Source organism: Providencia hangzhouensis, from assembly GCF_029193595.2.
In the GTDB taxonomy this organism is placed as follows: domain Bacteria; phylum Pseudomonadota; class Gammaproteobacteria; order Enterobacterales; family Enterobacteriaceae; genus Providencia; species Providencia hangzhouensis.
Genome location: NZ_CP135052.1, coordinates 1,549,232 through 1,574,498 on the forward strand (window position 1 = coordinate 1,549,232; position 25,267 = coordinate 1,574,498).

Here is a 25,267-nt window from a genome sequence, read left to right on the forward strand (position 1 = left end):
GATGAGACTAAAGCTGGGAATGGTTGGGGGCGGGGAAGGTGCATTTATTGGTGCAGTGCATCGATTAGCGGCTCGTATGGATGATGAGTTTGAGTTAGTTGCAGGCGCATTTTCCTCGAATGAAGAAAACGGTAAACGCACAGGGGAACGGCTGCACCTTGCGCCTGAACGATGCTACGCCAGCTATCAGCAAATGGCGCAAAGTGAAGTCGTACGTGATGATGGCATTGATGTTGTTGCGATTGTCACGCCTAATCACCTGCATGCCCCTATTGCCGTTGAATTTTTGCGCTCAGGTATTGACGTTATCTGTGATAAACCATTGTGTACATCATACTCAGAAGCTTTGCAGCTTGCTGATGTTGTGCGAGAAACGGGTAGGCAACTGATTCTCACGCATAATTACAGTGCTTATCCGTTAATTCGTGAAGCGCGCAGCCGGATATTAGCAGGGGAACTAGGAGAAATTCGTTATATTGAAGTGGAGTATTTGCAGCAGTGGTTAGCAACACGATTAGAGGAAACTGAAAACAAGCAGGCGAATTGGCGTACCGATCCAAAAAAAGCGGGGGCGGGCTGTATCGGCGATATCGGTACTCATGCGTGGCAGTTAGCTTCATTCGTCACAGGGATGTTACCAGAGTCCATTCGTGCTGAACTCACATCAATGATCCCTGGAAGAGTGCTAGATGACGATGTGCGTGTGCAAATGCGTTATCACAACGGAGCAAAAGGGCGTTTATGGGCGAGCCAAGTGGCTTGTGGTGAAGAAAATGGGTTGCGACTACGCATATATGGCAGCCAAGGGAGTCTTTCATTTTCCCAAGAAAATCCTAATCAATTATGGTTAAAACCGTTTGATTCGCCCATGTACTGTGTGTCTCGGGGATCAATGTCTCAATGGGAGGAAAACCGTGCGATGTCAAGGGTTCCAGCCGGGCATCCCGAAGGATATTTAGAAGGTTTTGCACAGATTTACCGTGAGGCAGCAACACGTTTACGCGAGGGAGGTGGCGCATCACCGCTATTACCGGGTATTGAAATTGGCCTACAGGGGATGGCTTTTATTGATGCTGCAAAACGTAGCGATGATAACTGTGGTCAATGGATTGATTTTACGCAATATCGTTGCTCATCATAATCTCTGTGATGGATGGTATGAGGCTAATGTGAAATTGAGAGTACTATCACCGAGTTAAAAAAGAAACCCAGCCAGAAAATATGAAGTTTGCTGACATATTATCATATTAATGAGTTGGTAGAATCCCGTTAATTACAGTTATAACCTCTGTGTAATATATTACCACACAGAGGCTGTAATAATGATTTTCTCTTTGTAATTGTCGTCATTTAATCCATTCTTGTTGAGTAATTTCGACACTCAATGAGTAATTGATTTAGAGAACAGCTGGATAATAACAATTCCCAGCGCAATGCATGCCAGACCAATTAATGCTGGAAAATCAAGTTTCTGTTTATAAACAAAAAATGATAATGCTGAAACAAGAAATATTCCTGCTCCAGCCCATATCGCATAGGCGATACCAATATTCATACTTTTTACAACTTGGGATAAGCCATAAAAAGAAATGGCATAACCAATAACGACAATAATACTGGGCACCAACTTGGTAAACCCATCAGACGCCTTCATCATGGTTGTCGCGGTTGTTTCAGCTATGATAGACACCATTAAGATTGCGTACACTTTCAGCATAAAAACCTCTTTAACTTATTTAGCAAACATTCCAAAATGACAATTCTAAACTATGTTTGAGATAAAAATGTCATCATAGCTATGAAACTCAACGCCTAAGTAAGCGTTTATACCAAGGGACAGGAACGGGGTGTACAATAGCCCGCAAAGCACGTGCATAATCCATAATTAATCCTGGGGTCCATGCCATCATCAGCGCACGCCGACGAATTTGAGCCGCAATCCATAACTCTGGCATACAAAGTACATTTAAAATCCCGATAAAATCACTTCTCTTTTGCATAGACAAAACACCATCCAACGCAGCTTCCAAACCATATGCAACACTGCTGGAACAGTTTTGATATGTTAGGTTATAAATAGGATACTGGCGATATTTTTCCCAAAAACTCAATAAAGAAGCATAGTTATAAACATTGAAAACAATCTGTCTGTCAGATTCACACCATTCGGATGCTTCAGCTTGATAATTAGGCAAGAAACGCCCCGGAACGTTATTATCAGCGGTTGCTTTTAGTAGCCTGAAAAACTCTGATGGCGAGCGATCAATATCTTCTTTAGGGTATAAGCTGATATAGAGGTGCGGATAGAGTTCTAGAGATGCATGCCCCGTAGAGATTACCCCCTCAGAATCAACAGCCGCAATATAACGATTAATAATTGGTCGTGGTACAGGACGTTGGTTTGCGGAGCCTTCGGGGGTCCAGATATGAACAGTCAAAATAGTATCTTGTTCAGTTTCTCTATTTAAAGGGGAAGATTGTGGGTTCTCTGTTATTGGTCGCATTGCTCCTTTTTTCTTAAACGACACAGGTAAAGGACGCATTAGTTCAAATATGGATGTTCCTCGTTGAATATGACGGGCTCGAAATGCTAACTTCAGGCATCCAAATCCACTTCCTATCATCAAAAAGCCGATGAAAAAAGAAATTGTTGCTTGGTGATGGGTAAACAGAAAAAAGGCAAACAGCATTTCAATTACGCCCCATAATAGGATTAATTGCCATCTAGGAAAACGTACGATCCAAGCTGATGCAACAACAAACAATCCGGTAATAAAAAAAACAAAACCGAACATTGCTGACAATAATACATTGCTATATGTTTGATTAATTAAGATAACCAATGCACAGAATAAAAACAAACCACCTTTAAAGAAAAGTATCGTTTTTTGTGTCCCAATTCCACTTGAAGCGACACTTAATGTGATCAGACTTTCAAGTAACAATAGAAAACCAAACAAATGTATTGGAAAAAAAAGAATACCATCAATACCATCAATAAAAATAAAGATACCAATAAAACACCAAAGGAGCCCAATCCCCCAGAGGTAATGTGCTTTTCCTCTGATAAATTCGGCACCGAAAAGTAATAATGCAATTTGTAGCATCACTTATCCTTTGTTATTACATCAATTTTAGGATACTTCACCCAAAATAAACCAATTCCCAACAATCATTACTGGCTTGTTATGACTAAAAATAACACTTCCACGATCTTCTATATTCCACCAACGACCTTCTTTATCTTTCAGACAAAAGGTTATTATTGGAAGAGTGGTCTGAGCTTGCTCTTGTTCCCAATGTCGAGCGAGTTTTTCTCGGTCGTCAGGGTGAATAGATTCCATAATTTGTCTTAGAGCGGAAAGGGTTATTAAATCAGCCTTCGGATATGAACAATCTGTATTTCCCCATTCTATAGCACCATTATCTAGATTAAGTTGATATACTAGGTGCTGCGGTTTATAAGCCCCTTGTGTGTCATCAATTCTATGAGTACTTCGAGCGACAACTCGCAAAAAAACCATTAATAATGATATTACGGTCAAATATCCCTGTATTAACCACAGTGATTCATGGCGAAATAGGCCATGAAGGTAAAAAGGACCTTGCTGATTACGAGTGTAATAGATTGTAATAGTGGCAAGTATTAATAGTGCGATTGATCCTCCTCTGTTTCCCCATAGCATAGACAGGGTAACAGCAAGCAAAATAGGGATGCAGAGTAGTGATAATTTAGCAGTATTACGATGCTGATGAAAATAGGAATAGTATATCTGTATCGCAGTATCATTGAATATTAATATTGTGCTAATAATAAGAAGAATAAAAACAATACTTCCCCAAATTATATTAATTTTGAAAGAAGGCACCACCCTTTTGAAATGGGTATTAATTAGCCCCATAATCACTGTTGTCGCAAATATGTTGCCAGTAATATCAGCAATAAAACCATCCCAGAAAATATCATTAAGTGATGTATTATCAAACCAATACAAACTGATAGAAAATAAAACTGCATCTGCAAAACTGACAATTATTACTGCCGATAGCCATAACAATATTAGTTGCAGATCATCTCCTCTCTGAGCATACCTACGGACAATCCAAGCAATAGCAATACAAGAAAGTACAGCTAGAGCGGCGTATATAAGTGAAAGGGTGATTTGCTCATTATCGAAGCCATTCAGAATCAAGTTTAATACAACGAAGCCAATCAGTAATGGTAACCATTGGCGCTTGTGCATACATAAAAAAGCGGTTGTTGCGACTCCCGCAGGAAACCAGACAACAGAAATATCTGAATTCTCTGGTGTAAGTATTTCGGAGATTTCACCTGTTACGTAATAAAGTAATAGCCATCCTATTATTACGATTAGCGTGGTCTTATTTGATAGCAAGGATGTTTTCATAGTTTATTTTAGGTTATACATCATAAAGTTATGTTTGGCCTTATCTTAACGCAAAAAGGTCTACATCATTTCTCTTTTCAAAAAATATCAAAATGATATCTTGAGGTATAGCTATTATTATATTTTTTCCTGTATTTTTAGACACTTTTTATTTCTTATTTTAGTATGAGTTCGGCTCTGTAGGTACTTCAATGAACATTACGCTCCCAGTCAAAGCCAATAGCACCCCAAATCTGAATTTTTTAAAATATAAAACATGGCTTGTTGTTTTCATAGACAGCTATTCGTGAAAGATACCCAACGTCATATAAAGCAATACTCGAGCAATAATGGCAAAAATTGAACGTGTTCACCACAATTAAAAATAGCTAACTATGTCCCGCAGGGAATTATGTGCTCAAAGGCGAGAGTTATACCAAAGCGGAAGGGGATATGCGGTGCCAAGCTAAGGCGAGTTATCAGTCATCGGGGGGATATGTAATAAACACAGCACTCAATAACGGGCTTAATACTAAGCTAAACACGAGTAGTGTTGACCAATCAACGAGCGAATCAACAACGAGTGTGATGAGCGAGAAGGCCGTCAGCGATGTATTACAAAACGCGGTTAACCTAAATACGGTCTATCCCGTTGGTATTGATGTGTGGTTCGCGCAAAACAAGAACCCCAATACGTTATTCCCTGGTACAAAATGGCAGTATATTGATGAAAACAAAACCATTAGTTTAGCCGCGACAAGTGGCTCGAATGTCTTCACACCAGGTGGTTCGGATTTAGTGACCATTGGTAAAGGCCATCTACCCGTAGTGCCATTAAAGTATTTAGGAACAACTGTAAGTAGCAGAGGGCATACTCATACCCGAGGAACGATGAATATCACGTGTGAGATTGGATATATCCGGAGTGATAATGCTATTCACTCTATGGCAACAGGCGCTTTTAGTCTTGCTAACGGGGGAACTGGCTATAATGGTAATAACACAACTAGCGGCTATAAATATGTATTTAACGCATCTAAAATATGGTCAGGTGAAACGTCTAATAGTGGAGCACACACGCATACCTATTCAGGTAACACGGAAAACCTCGGTTCAGGAACGGCCTTAACAGTTACCAACGCCTATACCATGTTGATGAGGTGGTATCGATTAAGTTAAGTGCTATTAGTAAATAAAAGTGTGGCGTGCATTGTAATATGCACACCACACTTAAATTAAAAGATTACTTGTTGCTCAATTGTTTTTTTGTTATCCATATCTACAATGAAATTAATGGATTTTATATTTTTAGGTGAAACTGGAATAGTGAAACCAACTAAATTCATACCATAAATAGAGTCTATCTTGTTATTCTCTTCAGTATGTATTCTATTTTTGTCATCCATTACTATTATTCTATAGCTTTCATTTGACATTAACTTTTTGTTATCAACAAGTTGTAGGGCTATAGTTGTTCCTTTTAAAAATCTATCTTTACCTAAGAATAGATTTGAAACATTTGTATTTGTTACATTAGGTAGTGGCAGTTTTATTCCATCTAAAATAACTGCGTAGTTATAGTCTATTTTATAGGTTTCAATCGGATGGCTAATATTAAAGTATTCAGCCATTGCATTAGGATTATGATATAAATCCATTTCGTCACCACCTCTGAAAGAGCGTGGATAGTAATACTCGGGTATCTTATCGGTTTTAGAATCACCAATTATTTCTTCGTTTATAGCATAAATTCTTATTTTCTCTTGAGTCGTTATTGTATTATATGAATAAACCATTTGAATATATGAAAAAATGAAACCACAAAGAGTTAAAATACCAATAAAATATGTAATTGCGATTCCTCTTTTATTTTTCATACTAAATGCGTATCCAATAGAAAAGGAGCATGAAATAACATAAAAAAGGTGAGCGCCACTCAAAGACCTAGTAGGAAATGTTGGGGATGCAACCATGGAAAATATACTTAAAAAGCCTAATACGATAAACAATAATGAAAGATAAAAGCTTTTTGACTTCTTTTCACCTACATAAGTTAGCAGTAAAAGTAATGAAGCAACTAGTACCCCCCACGTTTTAGTAAATGAATGTGAAAGTTTATCCGATAAAAAATATGTGATTTTTTCTATCGTACTGAGGGAGTAAAAGTCAGTGAAAAGAGCGGCTCGATGAAAATTACCAGGGCTCGAAATCAAAGTTACAAACCCAAGTATAACAAGTACAGATGAAAAGATAATAAGTCTGTTTTTATGTTTAAAAAAAACATAACAGGAGGTAATTACTGAAATGGCAACTATAATCCAACTCGTATTTTCATTACTGCATCCAGCAAAAAAAGAACTGATTATGAGAGGGATTAGGCACTTTTTATCATCAAGATAACGAAATAAAAAATAAAGATAAATAACAATAAATAAATTTGTGACAAGATAATTTGCTGCACCAACAACCCAAAAAACAATTTGACCAAGAGCTGGATTTGTAACCCAGTAAATTGAAAATAAAACAATAAACTGTAAAAAAAATGTTTTTTTACTTGTGTCAGAGTTACTACTTATTTTAGTAATTAAAAAGATCATCATTGTTAATACAAATGCAATCATACTATTTTTTAGTATGTTAGAGTCTGATGTAAGAACTAGAGTGCTAAAATAGTCTGATACAAATCTTCCACTCCATGAAAGGTAGTGAGATACATGAGCAGATAATGAATTTCCTTTAATATAATACACATAGTCATCAGAATGCATAGGTGTATAGTATTCGACTAAAAAAATAAGCGAAAAGACAATTAGGACACTTATGTAGCCTAAATTAATACGTTTTAAGTAGTTAGTCATTTTTGTTCTCAATATAATCTGTCTTTTTTAGCAAGTATCTAGGCCTTGCTTTGCTTTCAGTATAAATACGACCAATATACTCACCGAGTACACCAATACCAATAAGCTGAACTCCACCTAAAAATAGAATAGAAACAAGTAATGAAGGATAACCAGGAACAGGATTACCCCAAATTAATTTATCTACCATCATCCAACCACCATAGATAAAAGATGCAAAAGCAACAAATAAACCAATGTAAGTCCAAACGCGTAATGGAAAAGTAGAAAAACTCGTTATACCTTCTAAGGCTAAGTTCCATAATTTCCAGCCATTAAATTTACTTTCTCCAGCAGATCTTTCTGCTCTATTGTATTCAACAACATCAATTTTTCCACCCACCCATGAAAGGATACCTTTCATGAATAAATTACGCTCAGGTAATAATTTTATATATTCGACACTCTGACGAGATATCAACCTAAAATCGCCAACATTCTCTTCAATTTCAGGCGCGCTAATTTTATTATGGAGCTTGTAAAACCATTCAGCTGTTTTGCGTTTTAACCATGTATCACTAGTACGATTAGCTCTTTTTGCGAGAACAATATCTGCGCCTTGTTACCATTTATCTATGAGCTGAGGAATAACATCAATAGGATCTTGAAGGTCTACATCAATAGGTATTACAGCTTCTCCAGTTGCGTATTCAAGGCCCGCAAACAAAGCCGGTTCCTTTCCAAAATTTCGCGTGAAGTTTAAAGGGATCACTAAAGGGTCAGCAATAGCTATTGCATTGATAATATTTTCAGTGCTGTCCTTACTTCCATCATTTATGAAGACTATTTCGATATCATATTGATTAAGAATCGGGTGTTCTCTTACTGACTTATAAAATATAGGGATAGCTTCTTCTTCGTTATAAACTGGTACTACTAATGATATTTTCATTGTGGAGTATCTCTGAAAACAAAGATTTTGGAGTAAAGGAAACCTAATACGAGGCTAATGGAAGAAAAAATTATTAAAGTTGCTATAGGGGGGAATTGTAGTTGGTCTGAAACATAACCAGTCAAGTAACTTAATAGCCCCATAAATAAGGTAAATGATAAGTATCGTGCTGTAGTCGCTTTAGCTTTGAAGGTGAATTTTGCATTAGCAAAAAAGGAAAAACTGACAGCAGCTATGAAGCCTATTAAGTTAGCTATAGCTTGAGAGGTTGAAAGGAACACTGTCAGTAGCCCAAAAATGGACCAATGTATAAGAGTGTTTAAAATTCCAACCGAAAAGTATTTAGTGAATAACTTAATCATTTCAATCATTCGTATTGAGAAGAGAATAAGTAATTTAGTATACCTGAATATACCTACTGATGCAGCAAACTGATAAGGAAAGTTTATGTGAAATGTCGTGTTAGTCTTACTTTATTCTCCACCAAATTGTGAGACAGAAAAGCAAGCCTATATTATAAAATAGGGGAAATGGGATTTTACTACAGTACCACTACGAACTATTTATATTTTGGTATAAGTGTGAATGGTAGGTGTACTCAGAAAGCAATAAAAAAGCCCACCGAAGTGGGCTTTTAGTAACTTTCAAATGCGCGTGCATTTCACGTGCACTTTCTAGTCTTAATGTTGCCAGTGTCTAGTCCAACTGATTTTGCTAACTTCCTGTTTTTAAACCTGTTGTCCTATCACTGAGCTGGCGGAGTCTGAATTCGTCGCTTAACTAAATGATTTTATAGTGCTAATGTTCAATTCAACTTTTCAAAAGTGCCTAATAAGGTGCCTAAAAATGAATTAGTTTATTTCTTGAGTCTATGATTACTTAAATTCACGTAAAAAACTATATTTTTTTCGGTTAGCTTTAAATAAGGTATAATTTTTCATATTGGAAATATTCATAGTGGCTGTAATACTATTAATTTTCTAATAACCTTTAAGGTTTATTCATTATTGGCTCTTGTATAAAACATAATGGATGTTGTTCAGGATATGAATAATGTTGTTTAAAACCTAGAATAACATCCTTAGTTCTTACGGTATTGAATATTATTGGCCATAATTTAAATTAACCAGAAACTTTAACTTATTGATAATTATTGTGAAATGTGGGTTTTACTGAAGGTAAATTATAATTAGTCAATTAGAAATTAAACTAAAAAAGGCCCACATGCCTAATGCGGGCCATAATATTTTTCGGTTAACATAAGTTTTAATATCTATCTTCATTAATTGAGACGTATTCATATAGATATTAATAGTACCTTCGATAGATTCATTGGTGTAATTTTAACTAATCTGTTGTTTTTTTAAAGAAAATCAAAAAAGTTCTGGTGATAAATTTTGGCTGCCCATTTTAGGTGATGGCGTTTGCTGGTTACGATTTGGCTGGGGAACGTACTTTGCTAGAGTGAGTGCCGTTGAAATGGTTACTGCGAGATTATCAATCAGTGGAACACTTACTCGCTCATGAAGGATTGCGGGGAAACCTGCGAGTGCAGCTCCCCCCAAAATGACACAGGATGCCCCATCTTTTTGTGCACAGGTATCGCTGAGTTTCACTATCATTTCATAAGCTTTATCTGGATTGTTAACGATTTCTGCGCCTGTCATTGAAACAGTTCTCACGGAAGCTAACCGGTTTGCTAGGCCAAAATTTTCAACTTGTTTTTCCAAACTGCTTACGTTGAGCATTTGACTGTAGTTGTGCTAAATCTTTACAACTATAAATGCCAAGATCGAAATCAACGCCATCTTGCGGATGGCTACTTATTAATTCAATAAACCGGAACACTCCGCAGGGTGGGGATATGCGTATGCATGAAAAAAACTCAAGCCCTTTTTCCTATGCTCTCGGAGTAATTACTACAGCGGCAGGAGCATTATTCCTAGGTCAATGTGCGCCGATCTCCAAAACACTAACCGAACCAGTACCACTACTGCCAGCACATTAACTTATTGCCAAGCGGTACTATGGATAACTCTTTGTTATCAGCTTTAGATAAAGCTAATGAGCAATTAAAAGGTATTCGAGAGATTGAAGCGACTAGAAGCAATAACTAAAAGAAGGAAAGCATCATGTTTAATGATTCATATGTGTCAGCTTTCCTTATCCTCGGTATTGTATGTGCGGTGCGCGGATGGGGAGTCATTGAAGGTCTGATTTATCTCTGCTGCAAGTGGATGTTTTAGACAAGAAAGCAATATGGGAAATAGAACAACAACGAGCCTCCAATTAGGGTGCTTTTTAATATCAATAGGAGTACTAAATGTCTAACCCAATTATGAAATATTTTGAATACCAACATTTACTCGCTCACTTACAAGAAGTTAGTAAGCCGATTGGCGATCTATCTAAGCAGATGGGTGCACAGTTACCTGATGATACTGAAAAGTCAGTAGGGCTTCGCAAGTTACTTGAAGCTAAAGACTGTCTTTTTCATACAAAATTAGGTTAAATTTCCATTTAACTACTTCTTAATACGAATAAATAGCGTATAGCGGCTCATTGGATTTCGACTGTCCTCCTCAAATGTTTCATGCAGTATTACGATGTCGCCTCGTTTAAGGCTTAGCTTTGGATCTCCCACTGATAAAGATTGTCGATATTTTTTGTCTATATATTGATGACATCCCTTATCCGCGCGGCCAGATGGCCTTGTATTAATTATTTTCCCACTAACTAGAATAGATATTTCCTTGTGGCTACAAATATTTTCATCCATATCAAGACAAGACGTTTGTGCGGAAGTATTTTCTAGAATATTAATATCCAGATTGCATGAGTTGACATATGAAGCCCATGATAATTGGGGTATTGATATTAAAAACAATAGTAGAATTCGTTGCATCATAGATCTCTATGGTTAGCATGTGTTTATAATTATTTATAATTACAAGTTAGTTTTGTCCTCTGTTGTTATAATTAGAGGCGATTTAAGATGTTGGAGTGGAGAGAAAAAATAGACCCACGTGTCTAATGAGGGTCTGAATTATGGGCTACAGTATGTCTTATTATTATGCCTAATGAGTAGGTGTACTACATGAGTTAGTCAACAGTACATTACTGATTAAATAATAGCCAACTTATATTTGTAAAGGTTTATAGTTATCAGCTGATCACTGGTGGTTTTTTCATTTAAGGTAATTGATAAAAAGTGTCTGGAAATATAGGATCAAATACAGAATTGTATTAACACTAGAATAAATTAACTCTTTTCATGGGTTTGAACAAGAAGGAGGGTAATCATCTTATAGTATTGGAGTGGCGATCATTTTTGCTGGTACTGAAATCTATTATGAAGGTTTGATTGCTTATTTAGGCTCGGAAGAACATGGCGCTCTGCAACTGGAGGACTAAAGATAAAAAAATAGCCCATCATGGATGAGCAAATAATGCAGTAATTTCACTATATCCTTGTCACGGGATAGTAAACAATGAGTTAGCATAAATCTTATTGTTATTCCCAATGACACTGGGTGTACTGCATGAGGCCAATGACAATACGTGTTTATTCAAACAATAGCTATCTTATATTTGTAAATATTCATAGCCATAAGCTAATCGTTGGTAGCTTTTATTTATGAATAAAGTCATGTGAAACAAAGAAAAAACAAGAGGAATTGACTCGATAAAGATTAAAAAAAAGCCTACTTTGTGAGTAGGCTAAAGGATAAATAATTCTTAATAACATACTTAAGTTAACAATGACGAATGATACATATGAAAATGATGAGATATTGTAATAAAGAGTAATAAAGAACGAGTACTCTTGCATTTACTGGGTCATTTTTAATGAAAAAAAGCTTACACAGGAGTAGGCTAAGAGATGTTACTTCATACAATTGAATATCATTTTAAACATAATAGGTGTTTTAAAGTATGCAAATTATTTCTAAGTATTTTAAATTGATAGTCGATTAAGTGTACAATGAGCCTCCATTTGGTGTCTTTTTAGTAGCCAGATATTGAATAGCCCTCTCAGCAGCCTTTAAGTTGATATGACCAATCATTAATAATTTGAAATATCTAGGTTTACATCTACCCTTTAATTACTCATAATTAGTGTAACTAACATTGGTTTTTTTAGCTATATTATAGATTAGTTACGGTGAATAAAAAATTAGTAAGAGTAAAGCAGTTAACTTACGAACTTTAATCTATTGATTAAAGTTATATAATTAGCTAAATCAATTAGATAGTTATTTCAATTAAATTACTCTGCGATGGATAATGACATTCAGAGGTTATTAACCAAGTAAAAGTATGGCTAATGTGTTATAGTGATTTAAATAATTATACCCCATTGCTATAAAAAGCAAACCTTGCATTCGCAAGCTTTTATCTAAAAAATAGATGTGGTATCTAAAGGAATCGTTTCCTAAGGAATTACCTATGAATTTATCTGCATTATATCATCGTTTTTTATCATTTACAGAAAATGTGTTAATTATAACGGTATTACTTCTGGCTACTTTTGCACTTGTATACTGGATGTAAAATTATTTGACAGTTAGCTAAAACTAAATGAGTAATGAGTTTTAACAACGCTGAGATTCGAGGACTAATTTATGGTGGAAAAATATTGGTATAGCACCTTTGAAAAATAAAGGAGAGATAAATGAATTATTATATTCAGACTATAGTTGAACCACTGGGTGGTTATAAAATACATAAGGTTGGATGTAAGAATATGCCTATGGCTGCAAATAGATTTTACCTTGGTAATTTTTTTAATGCTATGCAAGCGATTGAAGCTGCTAAAAAATCACGCTATAAGATTGTTAAGATATGCTCTGATTGTATAAAAAATAGAATGAAACACTAAATTATAAGCAATAAAATTAAAAAAACTGTAGATTTTTTACATTTATTCCAGTAAGACAGGTGTTAACTCAGAGAAAAAGTCGTCATTTTCAAAGTAATTTCTTTTTTAAGATTTGTATTGAAAAGGAATTCGTTAAATAATAATTTATCTTATAAGTGGAGTGAAAAATAAAACTTGCTATAATCGGGGGGGTGTGGCTTAATGCCCTTACTGTTTTGGACGTACAAACCTATTTATGTTAGTCAGTTTCAAGTTGTTCACCATTTAGCGTTATCCCTGATATCACTTCATCGCGAATTCCTTCTAATTAATTCCCATAAGTAAAAATTGAAAACAAACGCTATTATGCTTTATGGCAAATATTAAATAATTAAAGGAATTTCTATGTCTAATATATTAACTGGTTCAGTAAAATGGTTTAACGATGATAAAGGCTTCGGTTTTATTACTCCAGCAGATGGTAGTAAAGATGTATTTGTCCATTTTTCTGCTATTCAGAGCGATGACTTTAAATCGTTAATTGAAGGCCAACAAGTCTCATTCACCATCGAGAATGGAATGAAAGGCCCTGCAGCTGGAAACGTGGTGGCACTATAAAAATCTATTTGTATTTTAAATGTCCTTGCTGTAGTGGATCCCAGTATAGAACTTCACAGTTTGATGTTTCGGTCAATAATCCACATGGTGCAAAATGTATCTTTTGTAAAAGTGTCATGAAAGCTCAAGTTAGCTGATAAATAATTTGATTCATATTTAAATCTCTTTTTAATGAGGTTTTATCGCATTAATCGTATTTATTTAAGCTGACGTGGTATGCTTGTTTGATAATTATACCCCATTGCTATGAACAGCAAATCTTGCCTCTGCAAGCTTTTATCTAAAAAATAGATGTGGTATCCAAGGGAATCACTTTCCTAAGGAAACACGAATGAAAAAGCAAACATTTTATAGTCGAGTTCTAAGTATCTATAAAAAAATTCTCATTGTGGCTGTACTAATTATCGTCGTTCTTGGTGTAATTTATTTGTTCGATAGTTCATCATGGAGCCAGCTCGGTGGTGGATACATTTTCCCTAAAAACTAACACTAATCAAATGTAATAGCTTTTCTAAAGTATTATGTTGTTGTGAATAAAGATCCTATTAACCAGTGTATGCTCTATGTCATGTTTTAAAGCGAGTAGTATTCTTAATTCAGTTCTTATAGTAATTAATTGAAAAATTACAATTCTCTGAGTGTTAGCAATTTAAAGTATCTCATTACCATAACTCTTGCATTTACAAAATATTATCTGAAAGGTAAGTGAGATTTCTAAGGTATTATTTATGAAATGGTCAAATCTTTATCAACGTATTTTGAATTTTTCACAAAACATGCTTGTTGTTCTTGTACTGATTATCATATTCATTCTAATTATTGCATATATTATAAATTTAGCTAAATAAATTTATTCCACCATTAACTCAATTGGAAGAGTATTTAGTCCTGACAAAACTAAACGTCGAGGTTCGAGGCCTCGATGGTGGTCCATTTAAATATTTAATGATGCTATATTCTTAATGAGAAAGGTTAAACTCCTGAGGAGTTACCATGTCAGGACTAAGTCAATCAAAATTAATATGTAGAGTGTTGCAGTGGATTAGCAGTGCTGCGCTGATTTTACTTGCTATTATATTAATTTCTTTTTTAATAAAAGAAACTATTATTTTATCGAAGCTACTATTTTCCGCTAGTGATTCCATTTCGATTTATTTGCTGGTCGATGAGCTTATTATATATTTTCTATATTTTGAATTTGTTGCTTTGATTATCAAGTACTTTCAGTCAAATTACCATTTTCCATTACAATATTTTATTTATATTGCAATTACAGCAGTAATTCGGCTTATTATAGTTGAACATAATGAACCTCAGCTTTTTATTATTTACTCTGTTTCAATACTAATACTTATTATTGCCCTGTACATTGCTAATGCTGATAGACTTAAACCCAAAGAATAAAAATTGTCATAAGGTGGCTACTTTTATCTTGAAAAATATTTAACTGGTTGTATTTTATTTAGCACTATTTTAGTTAACAGCGTAAAAATTAAATTTCTTTTATAAATATAATGCTGTAGCAAGAATAATTTTTTCGGTGTGGAAATATATAATTTTTTATAAATTATGTTCTATAAGGAATTTTTATTATTCTTTAGGTGGTATTTGTTATCAAAGGCTAACTTCATAGTGATAATGCATTTAAAACAAACGAAATTAAATAATAATTGTCTAAGCTTCATACAATAAAGAGGGGTGAGTTATGGCTGATAGCAGAACAAGTGAAATAATGATTGAAATCGGATATGCAACCGTCAAGTTGTTGTTTGGAAATATGATGGTATTTAAGTCGACACTAGTGAACGAGTTAACCGAAAGGATGGTAGCATCAGGAGATGATGAATATAAAAAATTATTGAATGAGTCCATTGAGTTTTTGCATAGAAATGTTGGTTAGATTGAAAACTATACAAATCTTATCTGGGCATTATATCAATAAAGTGCTACTGTCGAGTGAATAGGCAGAGGTGATTATGGATACAGACAAAGATGTAATTTATATGCGGATATGCCAAGTAGTTGGTAGGGCTGTTATGTTGCTAAATGAATCAAAACATAACATCACAGGAGAGCGTATATCTGCAATTTTAAAAGAGCAGAGAGAAAGTGAGCAAGAAAAATACATGATTGTCATATATGGTATAGCAATTGATTTAATGGAGTCTAGGCGTTGGAGTTAGGTTTTAATCATTAAATAGTATATAATAATGTTTTATATTTGAATAAATAGTGGTTATCAAAATTAATTTTTTATGTTATCAATGGATTAGAAAATATGTTTTTAGCATACTAAAAACAATAAATTATTAATAATAACAATAAATATCAGTTGATTATGAACTATTAGGCTATGTACTGCTACGTCAAATGGGGTGGATTTAAATTATAAATGACTGTAATATTCGATAGGCAATAAAAAAGCCCACCGAAGTGGGCTTTTAGTAACTCTCAAATGCGCGTGCATTCCAAGAGTACTTTCTAGTCCAACTGATTTTGCTAACTTCCTATTTTTAAATCTGTTGTCTTATTACTGACCCATAATTTGGCGGAATCTGGATTAGCCGATTAAATAATTGATTTTATATTGCTAATGTTCAATTCAACTTTTCAAAAGTGCCTAAATAGAAGTTAATGGCTATACTCAGTGCTAAAACGTTTTTTAGAAAGTGGTGCTGAATATAATTCTCTCAATTTAATAAGCTAATCTATTTATCAGTAATATGCGCACCTTTGTAAAAATGCATGTGTATTTTGATAACCGATAATATTTTTCGAAATTAACAATATTATTTAACTGATTACTTAACCGTTCTATAGGTAGCCATATATGAAAATTATCATATCCCCTGATTATTTCAAGGAAAGCATGAGTGCAGAATGTACCGCAAATGCCATAACTAAAGGATTTAAAAGTGTATTCCCTGATGCCCAATACCTTTGTTTACCGATTGCTGATGGTGGTGAAGGAACTGTTGATGCATTGATTGCAGCCGCAGGTGGTGAGTATCGCAGTGTTATTGAACAATGTGAAGAGTATGGATACAAATTGAACTAATGCAGATCGGTGAGTCTTGAAAAGAATAGCATCCCGAAGTATAAATATATCATATTACACGTGTTATAGACTCGTCAGTAATGTCAGGTTTTATACCTAAAACAAACATAAGGCTTGCTGTTACGATTGTTCATAGTTACATGTGTAGTTATGCACAATAAAAGAAAACCCCACCAGAGGGGTGGGGTCTTTAGATTACATTTTTTTCAAATGAGCTTCGACTTTTTGAATAAATGATTCTTTGGGAGCTTTTTCGCAAGCTTCAACAATTAACGGAGTGGATGTTTCAATACCACTAATATCTAAAGTAGGGTCTTCTACCTTACCTTTCTGGGTAATAATCTCAGCAGCACCAATTGCTGTTGGATAAAATGCATCATCGATTGCTAAGAAATCTTCGCATGTCCATTGAGATACAGGTTTTGCATCTGTTGCGGCGAAAGCTGAAGTGGTCATTAACGATGTTGCAATGATGCTAGCAAATAATATTTTTTTCATAAAATATCCTCATTGTTTTTAGTGAGACTTGCCTAATGCTTATTTTAATATAACTTATTATTTTAAAAAGCAAAATAATCATTATTTGAATGTTGTTTTTTGATGGCTATTATGTGTCGGATTATTGAAATAATAAAAATATATCTTCAATTTTTCTCTATAACGATAAAGTAATTTCAAGTGGTAGGTCTGCCGTTCTTGAAATCCACACGCAAAGTTGGGAGTTACTTTTTCATTCTGGTGCATGTCAAGGCTGACGGGCTAAACCCTATTACAATTACTCAGGGATCTGAGCAGGGGTATCGATTGAATTTTTTATTGTCGTTGATTTTTTATTTATATTTAATGAGCCATCTTTTGTTACTATGCTTCAAGCATCCCAACACATTAAAAATAATAATTATACTAATAATAAACAATTGCCCTTTTCTCTACTATATTCATAATATCTATTCATAAGGCGTGTATGTATAATGATTGATCTATTTAAATTGACAAAGAAAAGCTCTAGGCATATTTGTATAGCAATATATGTTGGTATTATTGCGGGTATATTTTCCGCTTTAGTTAAATCTGGCTTTGAAGGTTTGATTCCACCGAGAACGCTAGAAACAACCCCACCTCCCATTGTCTTGTTAGAAAAGCTTGGGCTAAATATAGATACTATGACTTATCATTGGATGGGATATAGTATTAATTGGGGCGGGAATGGTGTTCATATATTATTTTCGATAGTTATTGCAGTTATATATTGTGTTATCGCTGAATACTTACCTAAGGTGAAATTATTACACGGTATATGTTTTGGTATCGGTGTTTCTGTTTTTGCTCATGGCTTAGTTGTACCATTATTAGGATTGTCTGGCTGGCTTTGGGCTGCTGGTTATCAAGCACTAATATCTGAGTTTGTTGGAACTGCTTTTTGGATTTGGTCTATTGAAGCTATTAGGCAAAACTTGCGTTATTGTTTAACTAAAGAAAAAGACGCTGAGTAGAGAGTGATGTTCACTCTTAATCTTTAATAAACTTATGGTCAGGTTAAACTTTTCATCTGAGCTATATCAGTTATTCATAAAAGATCGCTTAGGCGGTCTTTTTTATAGTTAAAATAAACATAAGATTTTCTGTCACGATTGGTCAGAGTTACATGTGCTGCTATGTGCAACAACCGATCTAAAGTGTTAATTATTTGCCTTAAGATTCAATTGATAAACTATAAAAAATTAACAGACAAAAGGAATTATTATGAATAAGACAGTTATTGCGCTCGTATTATCAGCAGCTTCATTTGGCGTATTAGCTAATAACCATGCTGGTGGATTTGTTTCGAATGAGGGTTCTGTTGGTCCAAAAGGTGGGTTTGTTGCAACAGCTCAAGCAGTAACAACTGTCGTTCAAGCGAAAGAGCTTCCTGATGATGCATGGGTTTCACTTGAAGGTCATATTGTTAAACAGATTGGTAAAGAGCTTTACGAATTTAAAGATAGTACTGGCTCAATTGCTGTAGATATTGATGATAGGCGCTGGCGTGGACAGGTTGTGACACCTGAAACAAAAGTTCGTTTAGATGGTGAAATTGATAAAGAGTGGGCTTCATTAGAAGTTGATGTAAAGCGAGTAACCATTATCAATAAATAGCTGTAAATTTTTAATGAGCCCCATGATTGGGGCTTTTCTGCAATGAAAACTCGCTTACTAGCTTCTGTCTAATTCATATGTTAGATAGCTTTATCTATAGCTCTTTCAATCGCTTTACATTCGGGACTATTTCCACTGGACTGCTCTATTTTCCCAGGCAAGTTACCTTCGGGAGTATCCATTTTTATCTCGCAAGTATCTGACTTAGTTAGGGGTTTAGTGTTTGATGAACAAGCTGTTACTAAAGCGATAACAAAACATACTAATATAGCTTTGTTTTTATGCATACTGTCTATCCTGTTTTTAAAGGGCTATTCTTGATGCTATCAAAGGTTAAGCGTGAAGTGCAAAGTAATCAATAAAGCTGGTCAGTACGGCTTCTTTATCTTCTATAACGATGAGGTAATCGCAGAGAAGCGGAGGCGGCTATATGTCATGGAAACTTATAGTGGTAGTAATTTGCTTTATGTTACTCGCGATATCAATGATTGTATTTGGCGCCAACAGACTCACTGACAATACATGCGGTATTGATAAAGCCAGTTTAGAAAAACGCGCCAGAAAGTTATAGAACACTACAAAAGTCGGCAAGTTAATTTTTAATTATCTATATAGTGGATACCATGAATACAGTCAGTGCATTGTTATATATCGCTGCGTGGGTGGCCATATGGGGAATGTAGAAACAACACGAGAGGATAGGTGAGTTAAATACCAAAAATGCCGGACTACTCGTTGAGTTGACAGAGTAGGTCAAAATTAATGAGGATTACCAAAAACGTATTAACTCACTTCACGAACTCGACAAAACTCACACAATGGATCTCTCAAATGCAAAAGCTGAAATTGATAAGCTGCGCAATGATGTTAGTAATGGTACTAAGCGCGTGTACGTCAACGCCAAATGTCCAAAACCCGAAGCGAATACCTTCGAAAGCGGAGGCAATGAAAGCTCCGCACGACTTAGTGAAGCAGCTGAACAAGATTATTGGCGTCTCAGAAAAATGATAGTTGAGAACGAAAAACAAACTTTGTATTTGCAAGATTACATTAGAACGGAGTGCTTACATTAGTTCCAGCCAATGAAAGTTCTAATTAAAAAAAGTAAGTTTAAGAAGGATATAGCTGCAAGTAGATATATAAAAGCTTTAAAGAATAGAGTTGTCACGTCTGCTTGATAGTTATCACTAATAAGAATAAATACAACGCAAAGAAATAGGGAGGTAACGATAAGTATGGTTGTGATCGGGAGGTTGTGTATAAGGTTCATATTTTTGAAAACGTGATTTTATCTTGATTCTGTAATGGTGAGAGCCTTAAAAGTTATAGTACCAGAAATTGTATGGATAAAAAAAGCCCACACAGCGTTGGGCTAAATATGTTGCTTTATACAATTAAATATCGCCTTAAATATAGTTGGTATTTCAAAATACGCAAAAGTATTTCCAAATATTTTAAATTGATGGCTGTGTAAGACAGCAACAGCGAGCTTTTAAGAAAACAGAGGCTTTTTAAAGGCAAAAAATAGCCCCTAGGTTGGGGCTTAAAAGGGATGGTCTATTTAGCTGAGGGTAACTCTTGTAAATAGTTATACCGCTAAATAGGTCATTTTTTGAAAGTGAAAATAAAAGAACTCATTGTTTTGTAAAGATAGTAATCAAACCACTTTTCACCCGGTATATAGCAGACATATTTAAAACACTAAGAACCCACAGAAGGGAGCATCGGAACTGTTGCTATAAATGGCGATCTCTCTTGGGAGCTTTTTTGTGCTAACAGGTTGCTTTTATTTAACTAAGTATTGATAAGTTTCTTATATCAAAAAAATGGATTTTTCATATTTTATAGGCGTACACTGATAGTTATGGCTAGCATGTATTTATTATTAAGATGGAGCTATAACATGGGGTTATTAAGTAGTGAATACGAACCTTTTGGAACTTTACTCGGATATGCTCCAGGAGGCGTAGCAATATACTCATCAGATTATGATTCATTGCCTAATGTGGAAAATAAAAAAGATATTTCTTTTCGAAGTTATATTGGCAATGAATATATGGGCTATAAATGGCAATGCGTTGAGTTTGCTCGTCGTTTTTTATACCTCAATTACGGTACTGTTTTTAGTGATGTTGGTATGGCCTATGAAGTATTTTCTCTGCGCTTTCTACGACACGTAGTTGATGATGACATTTTACCGTTAAAAGCTTTTGTTAATGGGAGTCCTGTTAAGCCTGCCGCGGGGTCATTGTTAATTTGGGATGAGGGGGGTGAGTTTAATAAAACAGGCCATATAGCAATTATCACCAAGGTTTATGATGATAAAGTACGTATCGCTGAGCAAAATGTCATTCACCATAAATTGCCCATAGGCCAGCAGTGGACAAGAGAATTGTCTCTGAAAAGAGATAAAGGAAGATATACACTATCAGATACTTTCCCAAACACTAAAATTTTGGGATGGATGATACAAACAGATAGTGATGAGCATGCTTATTCAGGCCCGTATACTAATCCTGAGTTGCTAAAGATTCATGCTGCTAAAATAGATAATAAGATTGACTATAATAACGAATGGTTGAATAGCTCAAATCCCATAGAAAATAAATATATTCAAGCTAGACAAGGTCGCGCGCTAAATAGCGCTCTTCATGAATATTTTACAATATCTAGTACCGCTGAAAATAAACTGATACAAGCAACCAATGAAGTTCATCTTATGTATCTGCATGCGACAGAAAAAGTATTAAAGAGTGATAAGTTATTGAAACTTTTTAATATTCCAGAAATACTTTGGCCTCGCATACGTTTATCCTGGAAGAATCGACGTCATGATATGATCACAGGAAGATTAGACTTTTGTTTGGATGAGCGAGGGTTAAAAGTCTATGAATATAATGCGGATTCAGCTTCTTGTCATACAGAGGCAGGGGTAATTATTGATAAGTGGGCAAAAGTAGGGCAGCTGAAAGATGGCAAAAACCCAAGTGGTTACTTAACTGAATTACTTTCTAGTACATGGGAACATTCTTCAGCTAAACCGTTTATTCATATTATGCAGGATGTAGATAGTGAAGAAGATTATCATTCGCAATACATGGCGCATGCAATTACTGAAGCGGGATTCGATTATAAAATTATTCATGGTTTAGACGAATTATTTTGGAATGAAACAGGTCAAGTCGTTGATAGTGATGGCCGTATATTAGAGTGTGTTTGGAAAACATGGGCGTGGGAAACTGCTCTTGAGCAAATTCGGCAGGAATGTGAGAAAGACTATGAGCATTCAGCGCTACAAATTCGTACCGGACACTCAGAATATAATGACGTCAGACTAGTTGATGTATTATTAAAGCCTGAGATTCGTGTCTTTGAGCCTTTATGGACAGTCATTCCAAGTAATAAAGCGATATTACCTATTCTTTGGTCGTTATTTCCCTATCATCCCTATCTTTTGAATACAAGTTTTGATATCAGTGACGAGTTACGCTCGAGTGGTTATGCAATAAAGCCAATAGCAGGCCGCTGTGGTGACAATATCGGTTTGATAGGTGAGTGCGACACGATTTTAGATGAGACTTCTGGCCAATTCGATAAACAGGAAAATATTTACCAACAATTATGGTGCTTGCCAAACGTTGCAGGGCGTTTTATTCAAGTCTGCACATTTACTGTCGGAGGTCACTATGGTGGAGCATGTTTACGTTCAGACCCATCATTAGTTATCAAAAAAGATAGTAATATGGAGCCATTATGGATACTTGATGATAATGATTTTTTGGAAAAACCATTATGTTAGAAAGTATATTTTAAAATTAATATAGTTATATTTTGAAAGTGGCATTATTAAAATCTGATTTTTTGTAGTTTCTTAGGCCTTCAGTTAATAGCTGATGGCCTTTATTTATAAAAAAATTGAAAAGCAAAGAAAAGCCCCAAATATCGAGGCAAAATAAACTGATACAATAGTTTAGAACACACTATCAGCATAGACATATTTATAAATGTTTTACATGAATAAAGTGTAAGCAAATACGGAAAAGAAAATACAAATTGGAGTCTCGTTAAATGAATAAGGAAATGCTAGAGGATTCAAAATAAATATACCCTCTAGCATTTGAAATAAGAGCATTAATGTTTACTGGGCTGCTCTTTGTATTGCTTCTCCTCCTGCTTCTATATCTTCACCAACACCTTTAGTGGTATTACAGGCAGTTAATGTGAAAGCAACAACTAATGAGCAGATGAGGAAACTGATTTTTTTTAACATATTGTCTTCCTTTAAAGTTTGAAGTTATAAGTTTCAAAAGATCATTTTTAATTATAGCAGAACAATTCGATGACTATTTCTAGCTGTATACAGCAGTAAGATTGGGGTTAAACCCTCATTTTTATGTGGAATTGCCGTAGTTAGTGATACCTAACAAATGAAAATGAGCTGCTATATTTTAAGTGTTAGTACTTATTTTGGGCGATCAATCTACATTAGCAATAAAGGGTATACTCTATGATATTAAAAGAGCTATTTATCCGTATGCTTTATGTTTTTCAATACTTATTATTTGGTTTTCTTTTGTTATTATCATCAATAGCCTTACCTAATTGGTTAGGTAACGTCACAAATTTTTTGTAGGATAGTATCTCATCGAGAAATATTCAACGGAGTTACCATGCGAGTGAAGTCAATTTTTATGTTTTTAAGTATGCTTCTACTTAACGGATGTAGCGTTAAAGTGCCAAAAGATATATCACCTGTTGAGAAGTTTGATTTATCACGTTACCTTGGCGAATGGCATGAAGTAGCGAGAATAGATAATCGATTTGAAAAAGGATTAAGTAAAGTCTCTGCTAACTATTCTCTTCGTGATGACGGAGGTGTAAAAGTAGTGAATAGAGGATGGAATTCTGAAAGCAAAAAATGGAAAGAGAGTATAGGGAAAGCTTACTTTGTTGAATCCTCGGATACTGGGGCTTTAAAGGTTTCATTCTTTAGGCCCTTTTACGGCGGCTATAATATTATTAAGCTAGATGATAACTATCAATATTCATTAGTTGTTGGACCTAATAAAGATTATCTATGGGTGCTATCACGTACTCCAACTATGCCACCAGAGTTATTAAATGAATACCTTAGTTTTGCAAGTAACCATGGTTTTGATAGGCAAAGAATATTGATATTCCAATAGTATTTATTCCTTGTGATTAGCTTTACAGTGTTGGTTACTGAAGCTATTAATGTTAAATGAGTCGGTTATTTGTGTTTCACATCAATTGAATAGATAGGGGATTTAACAGAATCAATAATATGCATTAGACTGAGAAATTTACAAACAGAAATTTTGTTTAGCGGGTTCGTATATGGCTGTTAGTAAGAAGAATTTAATTCATCAGTCTGAGTTTGCTTGTTAGGACAGTTATTCACAATTCGCAGACTATGTTCGCAAGACTAGCCGTTACATCTTAAGTAAAGAGCAGAATGTATTCCTTGATACTGTTCTAGCTACAATCAAGGGACGAGATCGTGAGTTGAAAGAGGGGAGCATTTTTTATAGGGCTCAGCTTGGTATAGATATTTGTGATAGGACCGATAATGATGGCAACTGGATCGAAGAGGATATGTTAGGTTTTAGAGCTTCTCGTATGAAGCCTTTGGTTGATAGAGCCAAAGAAGGGCGTACAAATCCCTAAGGCATTCCAGTGCTATATGTAGGTACAACAGTAAAGACTGCGATTTCTGAAGTGCGGCCTTGGGTCGGTGCTAATGTTTCTTTAGCAACATGCAAACTTTTATCTCCATTGAGGGTACTCGATCTTTCGCTTGGTCATGGTAAGTCCTCACTTTCTGGGCCTATTTTTAGTTATATACTCGGTGTAAAAGAGCTTACAGTACAACAGAAAGAGAAAGCTGTTTGGACTGATATTGATAACGCATTTTCAACGCCAGTTACGCGGTCGGATGATAAGGCTAATTACGCACCGACTCAAATACTGGCTGAGCTTTTTCGCAGTGCTGGGTATGATGCAATAGCATATAAAAGCCATTTCGGAGATGAGGGCTATAACATCGCAATATTTGATTTAGATTCGGTCGATGTAGTTAGTTGTGCTCCCTATCAGGTAAAAACGATAAATATTATTGCCGAACAGGTAAATAATGCATGGTATAAGACTTCTACCTAATGAATCATGTTTTTATGTTTGCAAGGCTTAACATGAAAACTATTATATATTTCAGCAAAGGATAATTAATTTAGTGTGATGGTAAAAAAAGCCTAATTCTTTTAAGAAAATTGAATAATAAATAGTTATTGATGTTTACTTTGAATTCAACTCCCTGTGAGGGAGCTGAATTGATATTTATTGAGTAGTTGCAAGCTATTGGTAATTCCATTAATGATTGAGGTGAAATAGTTTGTA

The 25,267-nt window shown here is 34.9% G+C and carries 25 protein-coding genes and 4 pseudogenes; 19 read left to right on the plus strand and 10 right to left on the minus strand.

The features are described 5' to 3' along the window. The first annotated feature begins 1 nt into the window (after position 1). A complete protein-coding gene (locus PZ638_RS06705) occupies positions 2-1,141 on the plus strand; it encodes a Gfo/Idh/MocA family protein (protein WP_206277586.1) in 1,140 nt (379 codons plus the stop codon). A gap of 240 nt (positions 1,142-1,381) precedes the next feature. On the opposite strand, the gene PZ638_RS06710 is transcribed toward PZ638_RS06705, so the two are convergent. The 3 genes from PZ638_RS06710 to PZ638_RS06720 form a co-directional block, all read right to left on the minus strand. Beyond that, the gene (locus tag PZ638_RS06710; RefSeq protein WP_371021498.1) at positions 1,382-1,714 is read right to left on the minus strand and encodes a DMT family transporter; all 333 of its coding nucleotides are present in this window, start codon (positions 1,712-1,714) and stop codon (positions 1,382-1,384) included. Between the two features lie 91 nt (positions 1,715-1,805). Further along, complete coding sequence (locus PZ638_RS06715; protein ID WP_094962113.1) at positions 1,806-3,107, minus strand: HdeD family acid-resistance protein; 1,302 nt, start codon at positions 3,105-3,107, stop codon at positions 1,806-1,808. 27 nt (positions 3,108-3,134) lie between these two features. Beyond that, positions 3,135-4,409 (minus strand): MASE1 domain-containing protein, encoded by a 1,275-nt coding sequence (locus PZ638_RS06720; RefSeq protein ID WP_136134887.1) that lies wholly within the window; start codon positions 4,407-4,409, stop codon positions 3,135-3,137. A gap of 393 nt (positions 4,410-4,802) precedes the next feature. Between PZ638_RS06720 and PZ638_RS06725 the strand changes: the two genes are divergently transcribed. Further along, positions 4,803-5,567: a phage tail protein gene (locus PZ638_RS06725; RefSeq protein WP_206277972.1), complete on the plus strand. Its 765-nt coding sequence runs from the start codon at positions 4,803-4,805 to the stop codon at positions 5,565-5,567. Positions 5,568-5,623: 56 nt separating this feature from the next. On the opposite strand, the gene PZ638_RS06730 is transcribed toward PZ638_RS06725, so the two are convergent. The 4 genes and pseudogenes from PZ638_RS06730 to PZ638_RS06745 form a co-directional block, all read right to left on the minus strand. Continuing rightward, a complete protein-coding gene (locus PZ638_RS06730; protein ID WP_180312525.1) occupies positions 5,624-7,246 on the minus strand; it encodes a DUF6056 family protein in 1,623 nt (540 codons plus the stop codon). After that, positions 7,239-8,177 (minus strand): annotated as a pseudogene (locus tag PZ638_RS06735) (glycosyltransferase family 2 protein). The gene PZ638_RS06730 and the pseudogene PZ638_RS06735 overlap by 8 nt, the downstream one beginning before the upstream one ends. Further along, positions 8,174-8,539 carry a GtrA family protein gene (locus tag PZ638_RS06740; RefSeq protein WP_112307250.1) on the minus strand — a complete coding sequence of 122 codons (366 nt, stop codon included), beginning with the start codon at positions 8,537-8,539 and terminating at the stop codon, positions 8,174-8,176. The pseudogene PZ638_RS06735 and the gene PZ638_RS06740 overlap by 4 nt, the downstream one beginning before the upstream one ends. Before the next feature lie 1,011 nt (positions 8,540-9,550). Next, complete coding sequence (locus PZ638_RS06745; RefSeq protein WP_180312527.1) at positions 9,551-9,907, minus strand: aspartate/glutamate racemase family protein; 357 nt, start codon at positions 9,905-9,907, stop codon at positions 9,551-9,553. Positions 9,908-10,041: 134 nt separating this feature from the next. Here PZ638_RS06745 and PZ638_RS06750 point away from each other — a divergent pair, with 134 nt between their 5' ends. The 10 genes and pseudogenes from PZ638_RS06750 to PZ638_RS06795 all read left to right on the plus strand — a co-directional run. Further along, positions 10,042-10,185, plus strand: coding sequence for a hypothetical protein (locus PZ638_RS06750; RefSeq protein WP_180312528.1), 144 nt, complete (start codon positions 10,042-10,044; stop codon positions 10,183-10,185). Between the two features lie 315 nt (positions 10,186-10,500). Next, the gene (locus PZ638_RS06755; RefSeq protein WP_180312529.1) at positions 10,501-10,689 is read left to right on the plus strand and encodes a hypothetical protein; all 189 of its coding nucleotides are present in this window, start codon (positions 10,501-10,503) and stop codon (positions 10,687-10,689) included. Positions 10,690-12,852: 2,163 nt separating this feature from the next. Continuing rightward, positions 12,853-13,059 carry a hypothetical protein gene (locus tag PZ638_RS06760; RefSeq protein WP_180312530.1) on the plus strand — a complete coding sequence of 69 codons (207 nt, stop codon included), beginning with the start codon at positions 12,853-12,855 and terminating at the stop codon, positions 13,057-13,059. A gap of 384 nt (positions 13,060-13,443) precedes the next feature. Next, on the plus strand, positions 13,444-13,656 hold the full coding sequence (gene cspE, locus PZ638_RS06765; RefSeq protein ID WP_123381878.1) for a transcription antiterminator/RNA stability regulator CspE: 213 nt from the start codon (positions 13,444-13,446) through the stop codon (positions 13,654-13,656). After that, positions 13,653-13,775: pseudogene (gene ymcF, locus PZ638_RS06770) on the plus strand (cold shock small protein YmcF); the annotation flags it as partial. The gene cspE and the pseudogene ymcF, both read left to right, overlap by 4 nt. Before the next feature lie 212 nt (positions 13,776-13,987). Beyond that, complete coding sequence (locus PZ638_RS06775; protein WP_180312531.1) at positions 13,988-14,143, plus strand: hypothetical protein; 156 nt, start codon at positions 13,988-13,990, stop codon at positions 14,141-14,143. 506 nt (positions 14,144-14,649) lie between these two features. Next, positions 14,650-15,060: a phosphate-starvation-inducible protein PsiE gene (psiE, locus tag PZ638_RS06780; RefSeq protein WP_180312532.1), complete on the plus strand. Its 411-nt coding sequence runs from the start codon at positions 14,650-14,652 to the stop codon at positions 15,058-15,060. 301 nt (positions 15,061-15,361) lie between these two features. Then, positions 15,362-15,556, plus strand: coding sequence for a hypothetical protein (locus tag PZ638_RS06785; RefSeq protein ID WP_117162315.1), 195 nt, complete (start codon positions 15,362-15,364; stop codon positions 15,554-15,556). Between the two features lie 76 nt (positions 15,557-15,632). Then, complete coding sequence (locus PZ638_RS06790) at positions 15,633-15,839, plus strand: hypothetical protein (protein WP_180312533.1); 207 nt, start codon at positions 15,633-15,635, stop codon at positions 15,837-15,839. A gap of 647 nt (positions 15,840-16,486) precedes the next feature. Next, positions 16,487-16,678, plus strand: a pseudogene (locus tag PZ638_RS06795) (glycerate kinase); the annotation flags it as partial. A 231-nt stretch (positions 16,679-16,909) separates the two neighbouring features. On the opposite strand, the gene hdeA reads toward PZ638_RS06795, so the two are convergent. Continuing rightward, positions 16,910-17,212, minus strand: coding sequence for an acid-activated periplasmic chaperone HdeA (gene hdeA / locus PZ638_RS06800; protein WP_180312535.1), 303 nt, complete (start codon positions 17,210-17,212; stop codon positions 16,910-16,912). A 473-nt stretch (positions 17,213-17,685) separates the two neighbouring features. On the opposite strand from hdeA, the gene PZ638_RS06805 reads away from it, so the two are divergent. Together PZ638_RS06805 and PZ638_RS06810 are read left to right on the plus strand one after the other, a co-directional pair. After that, the gene (locus tag PZ638_RS06805) at positions 17,686-18,207 is read left to right on the plus strand and encodes a YagU family protein (RefSeq protein WP_180312536.1); all 522 of its coding nucleotides are present in this window, start codon (positions 17,686-17,688) and stop codon (positions 18,205-18,207) included. 250 nt (positions 18,208-18,457) lie between these two features. Beyond that, positions 18,458-18,850, plus strand: a complete 393-nt coding sequence (locus PZ638_RS06810; RefSeq protein ID WP_115167616.1) for a YgiW/YdeI family stress tolerance OB fold protein — start codon at positions 18,458-18,460, stop codon at positions 18,848-18,850. Between the two features lie 80 nt (positions 18,851-18,930). Here PZ638_RS06810 and PZ638_RS06815 read toward each other — a convergent pair whose 3' ends face one another. Then, positions 18,931-19,137 carry a thiamine biosynthesis protein ApbE gene (locus PZ638_RS06815; protein WP_115167615.1) on the minus strand — a complete coding sequence of 69 codons (207 nt, stop codon included), beginning with the start codon at positions 19,135-19,137 and terminating at the stop codon, positions 18,931-18,933. A 143-nt stretch (positions 19,138-19,280) separates the two neighbouring features. Here PZ638_RS06815 and PZ638_RS06820 point away from each other — a divergent pair, with 143 nt between their 5' ends. From PZ638_RS06820 to gss, 3 genes and pseudogenes are all read left to right on the plus strand, one after another. Beyond that, positions 19,281-19,421 carry a hypothetical protein gene (locus PZ638_RS06820; RefSeq protein ID WP_164564164.1) on the plus strand — a complete coding sequence of 47 codons (141 nt, stop codon included), beginning with the start codon at positions 19,281-19,283 and terminating at the stop codon, positions 19,419-19,421. 169 nt (positions 19,422-19,590) lie between these two features. Further along, positions 19,591-19,923, plus strand: a pseudogene (locus tag PZ638_RS06825) (lysis protein). An 830-nt stretch (positions 19,924-20,753) separates the two neighbouring features. Next, entirely contained in the window at positions 20,754-22,649 is a 1,896-nt protein-coding gene (gene gss / locus PZ638_RS06830; RefSeq protein WP_180312537.1) for a bifunctional glutathionylspermidine amidase/synthase, read from the plus strand. 339 nt (positions 22,650-22,988) lie between these two features. Here gss and PZ638_RS06835 read toward each other — a convergent pair whose 3' ends face one another. Beyond that, on the minus strand, positions 22,989-23,120 hold the full coding sequence (locus PZ638_RS06835) for an entericidin A/B family lipoprotein (protein WP_004261473.1): 132 nt from the start codon (positions 23,118-23,120) through the stop codon (positions 22,989-22,991). A gap of 400 nt (positions 23,121-23,520) precedes the next feature. On the opposite strand from PZ638_RS06835, the gene PZ638_RS06840 reads away from it, so the two are divergent. Continuing rightward, the gene (locus PZ638_RS06840) at positions 23,521-24,036 is read left to right on the plus strand and encodes a lipocalin family protein (protein ID WP_180312538.1); all 516 of its coding nucleotides are present in this window, start codon (positions 23,521-23,523) and stop codon (positions 24,034-24,036) included. A 511-nt stretch (positions 24,037-24,547) separates the two neighbouring features. Further along, a complete protein-coding gene (locus PZ638_RS06845) occupies positions 24,548-25,030 on the plus strand; it encodes an RES family NAD+ phosphorylase (RefSeq protein WP_218976483.1) in 483 nt (160 codons plus the stop codon). Positions 25,031-25,267: the final 237 nt, after the last annotated feature.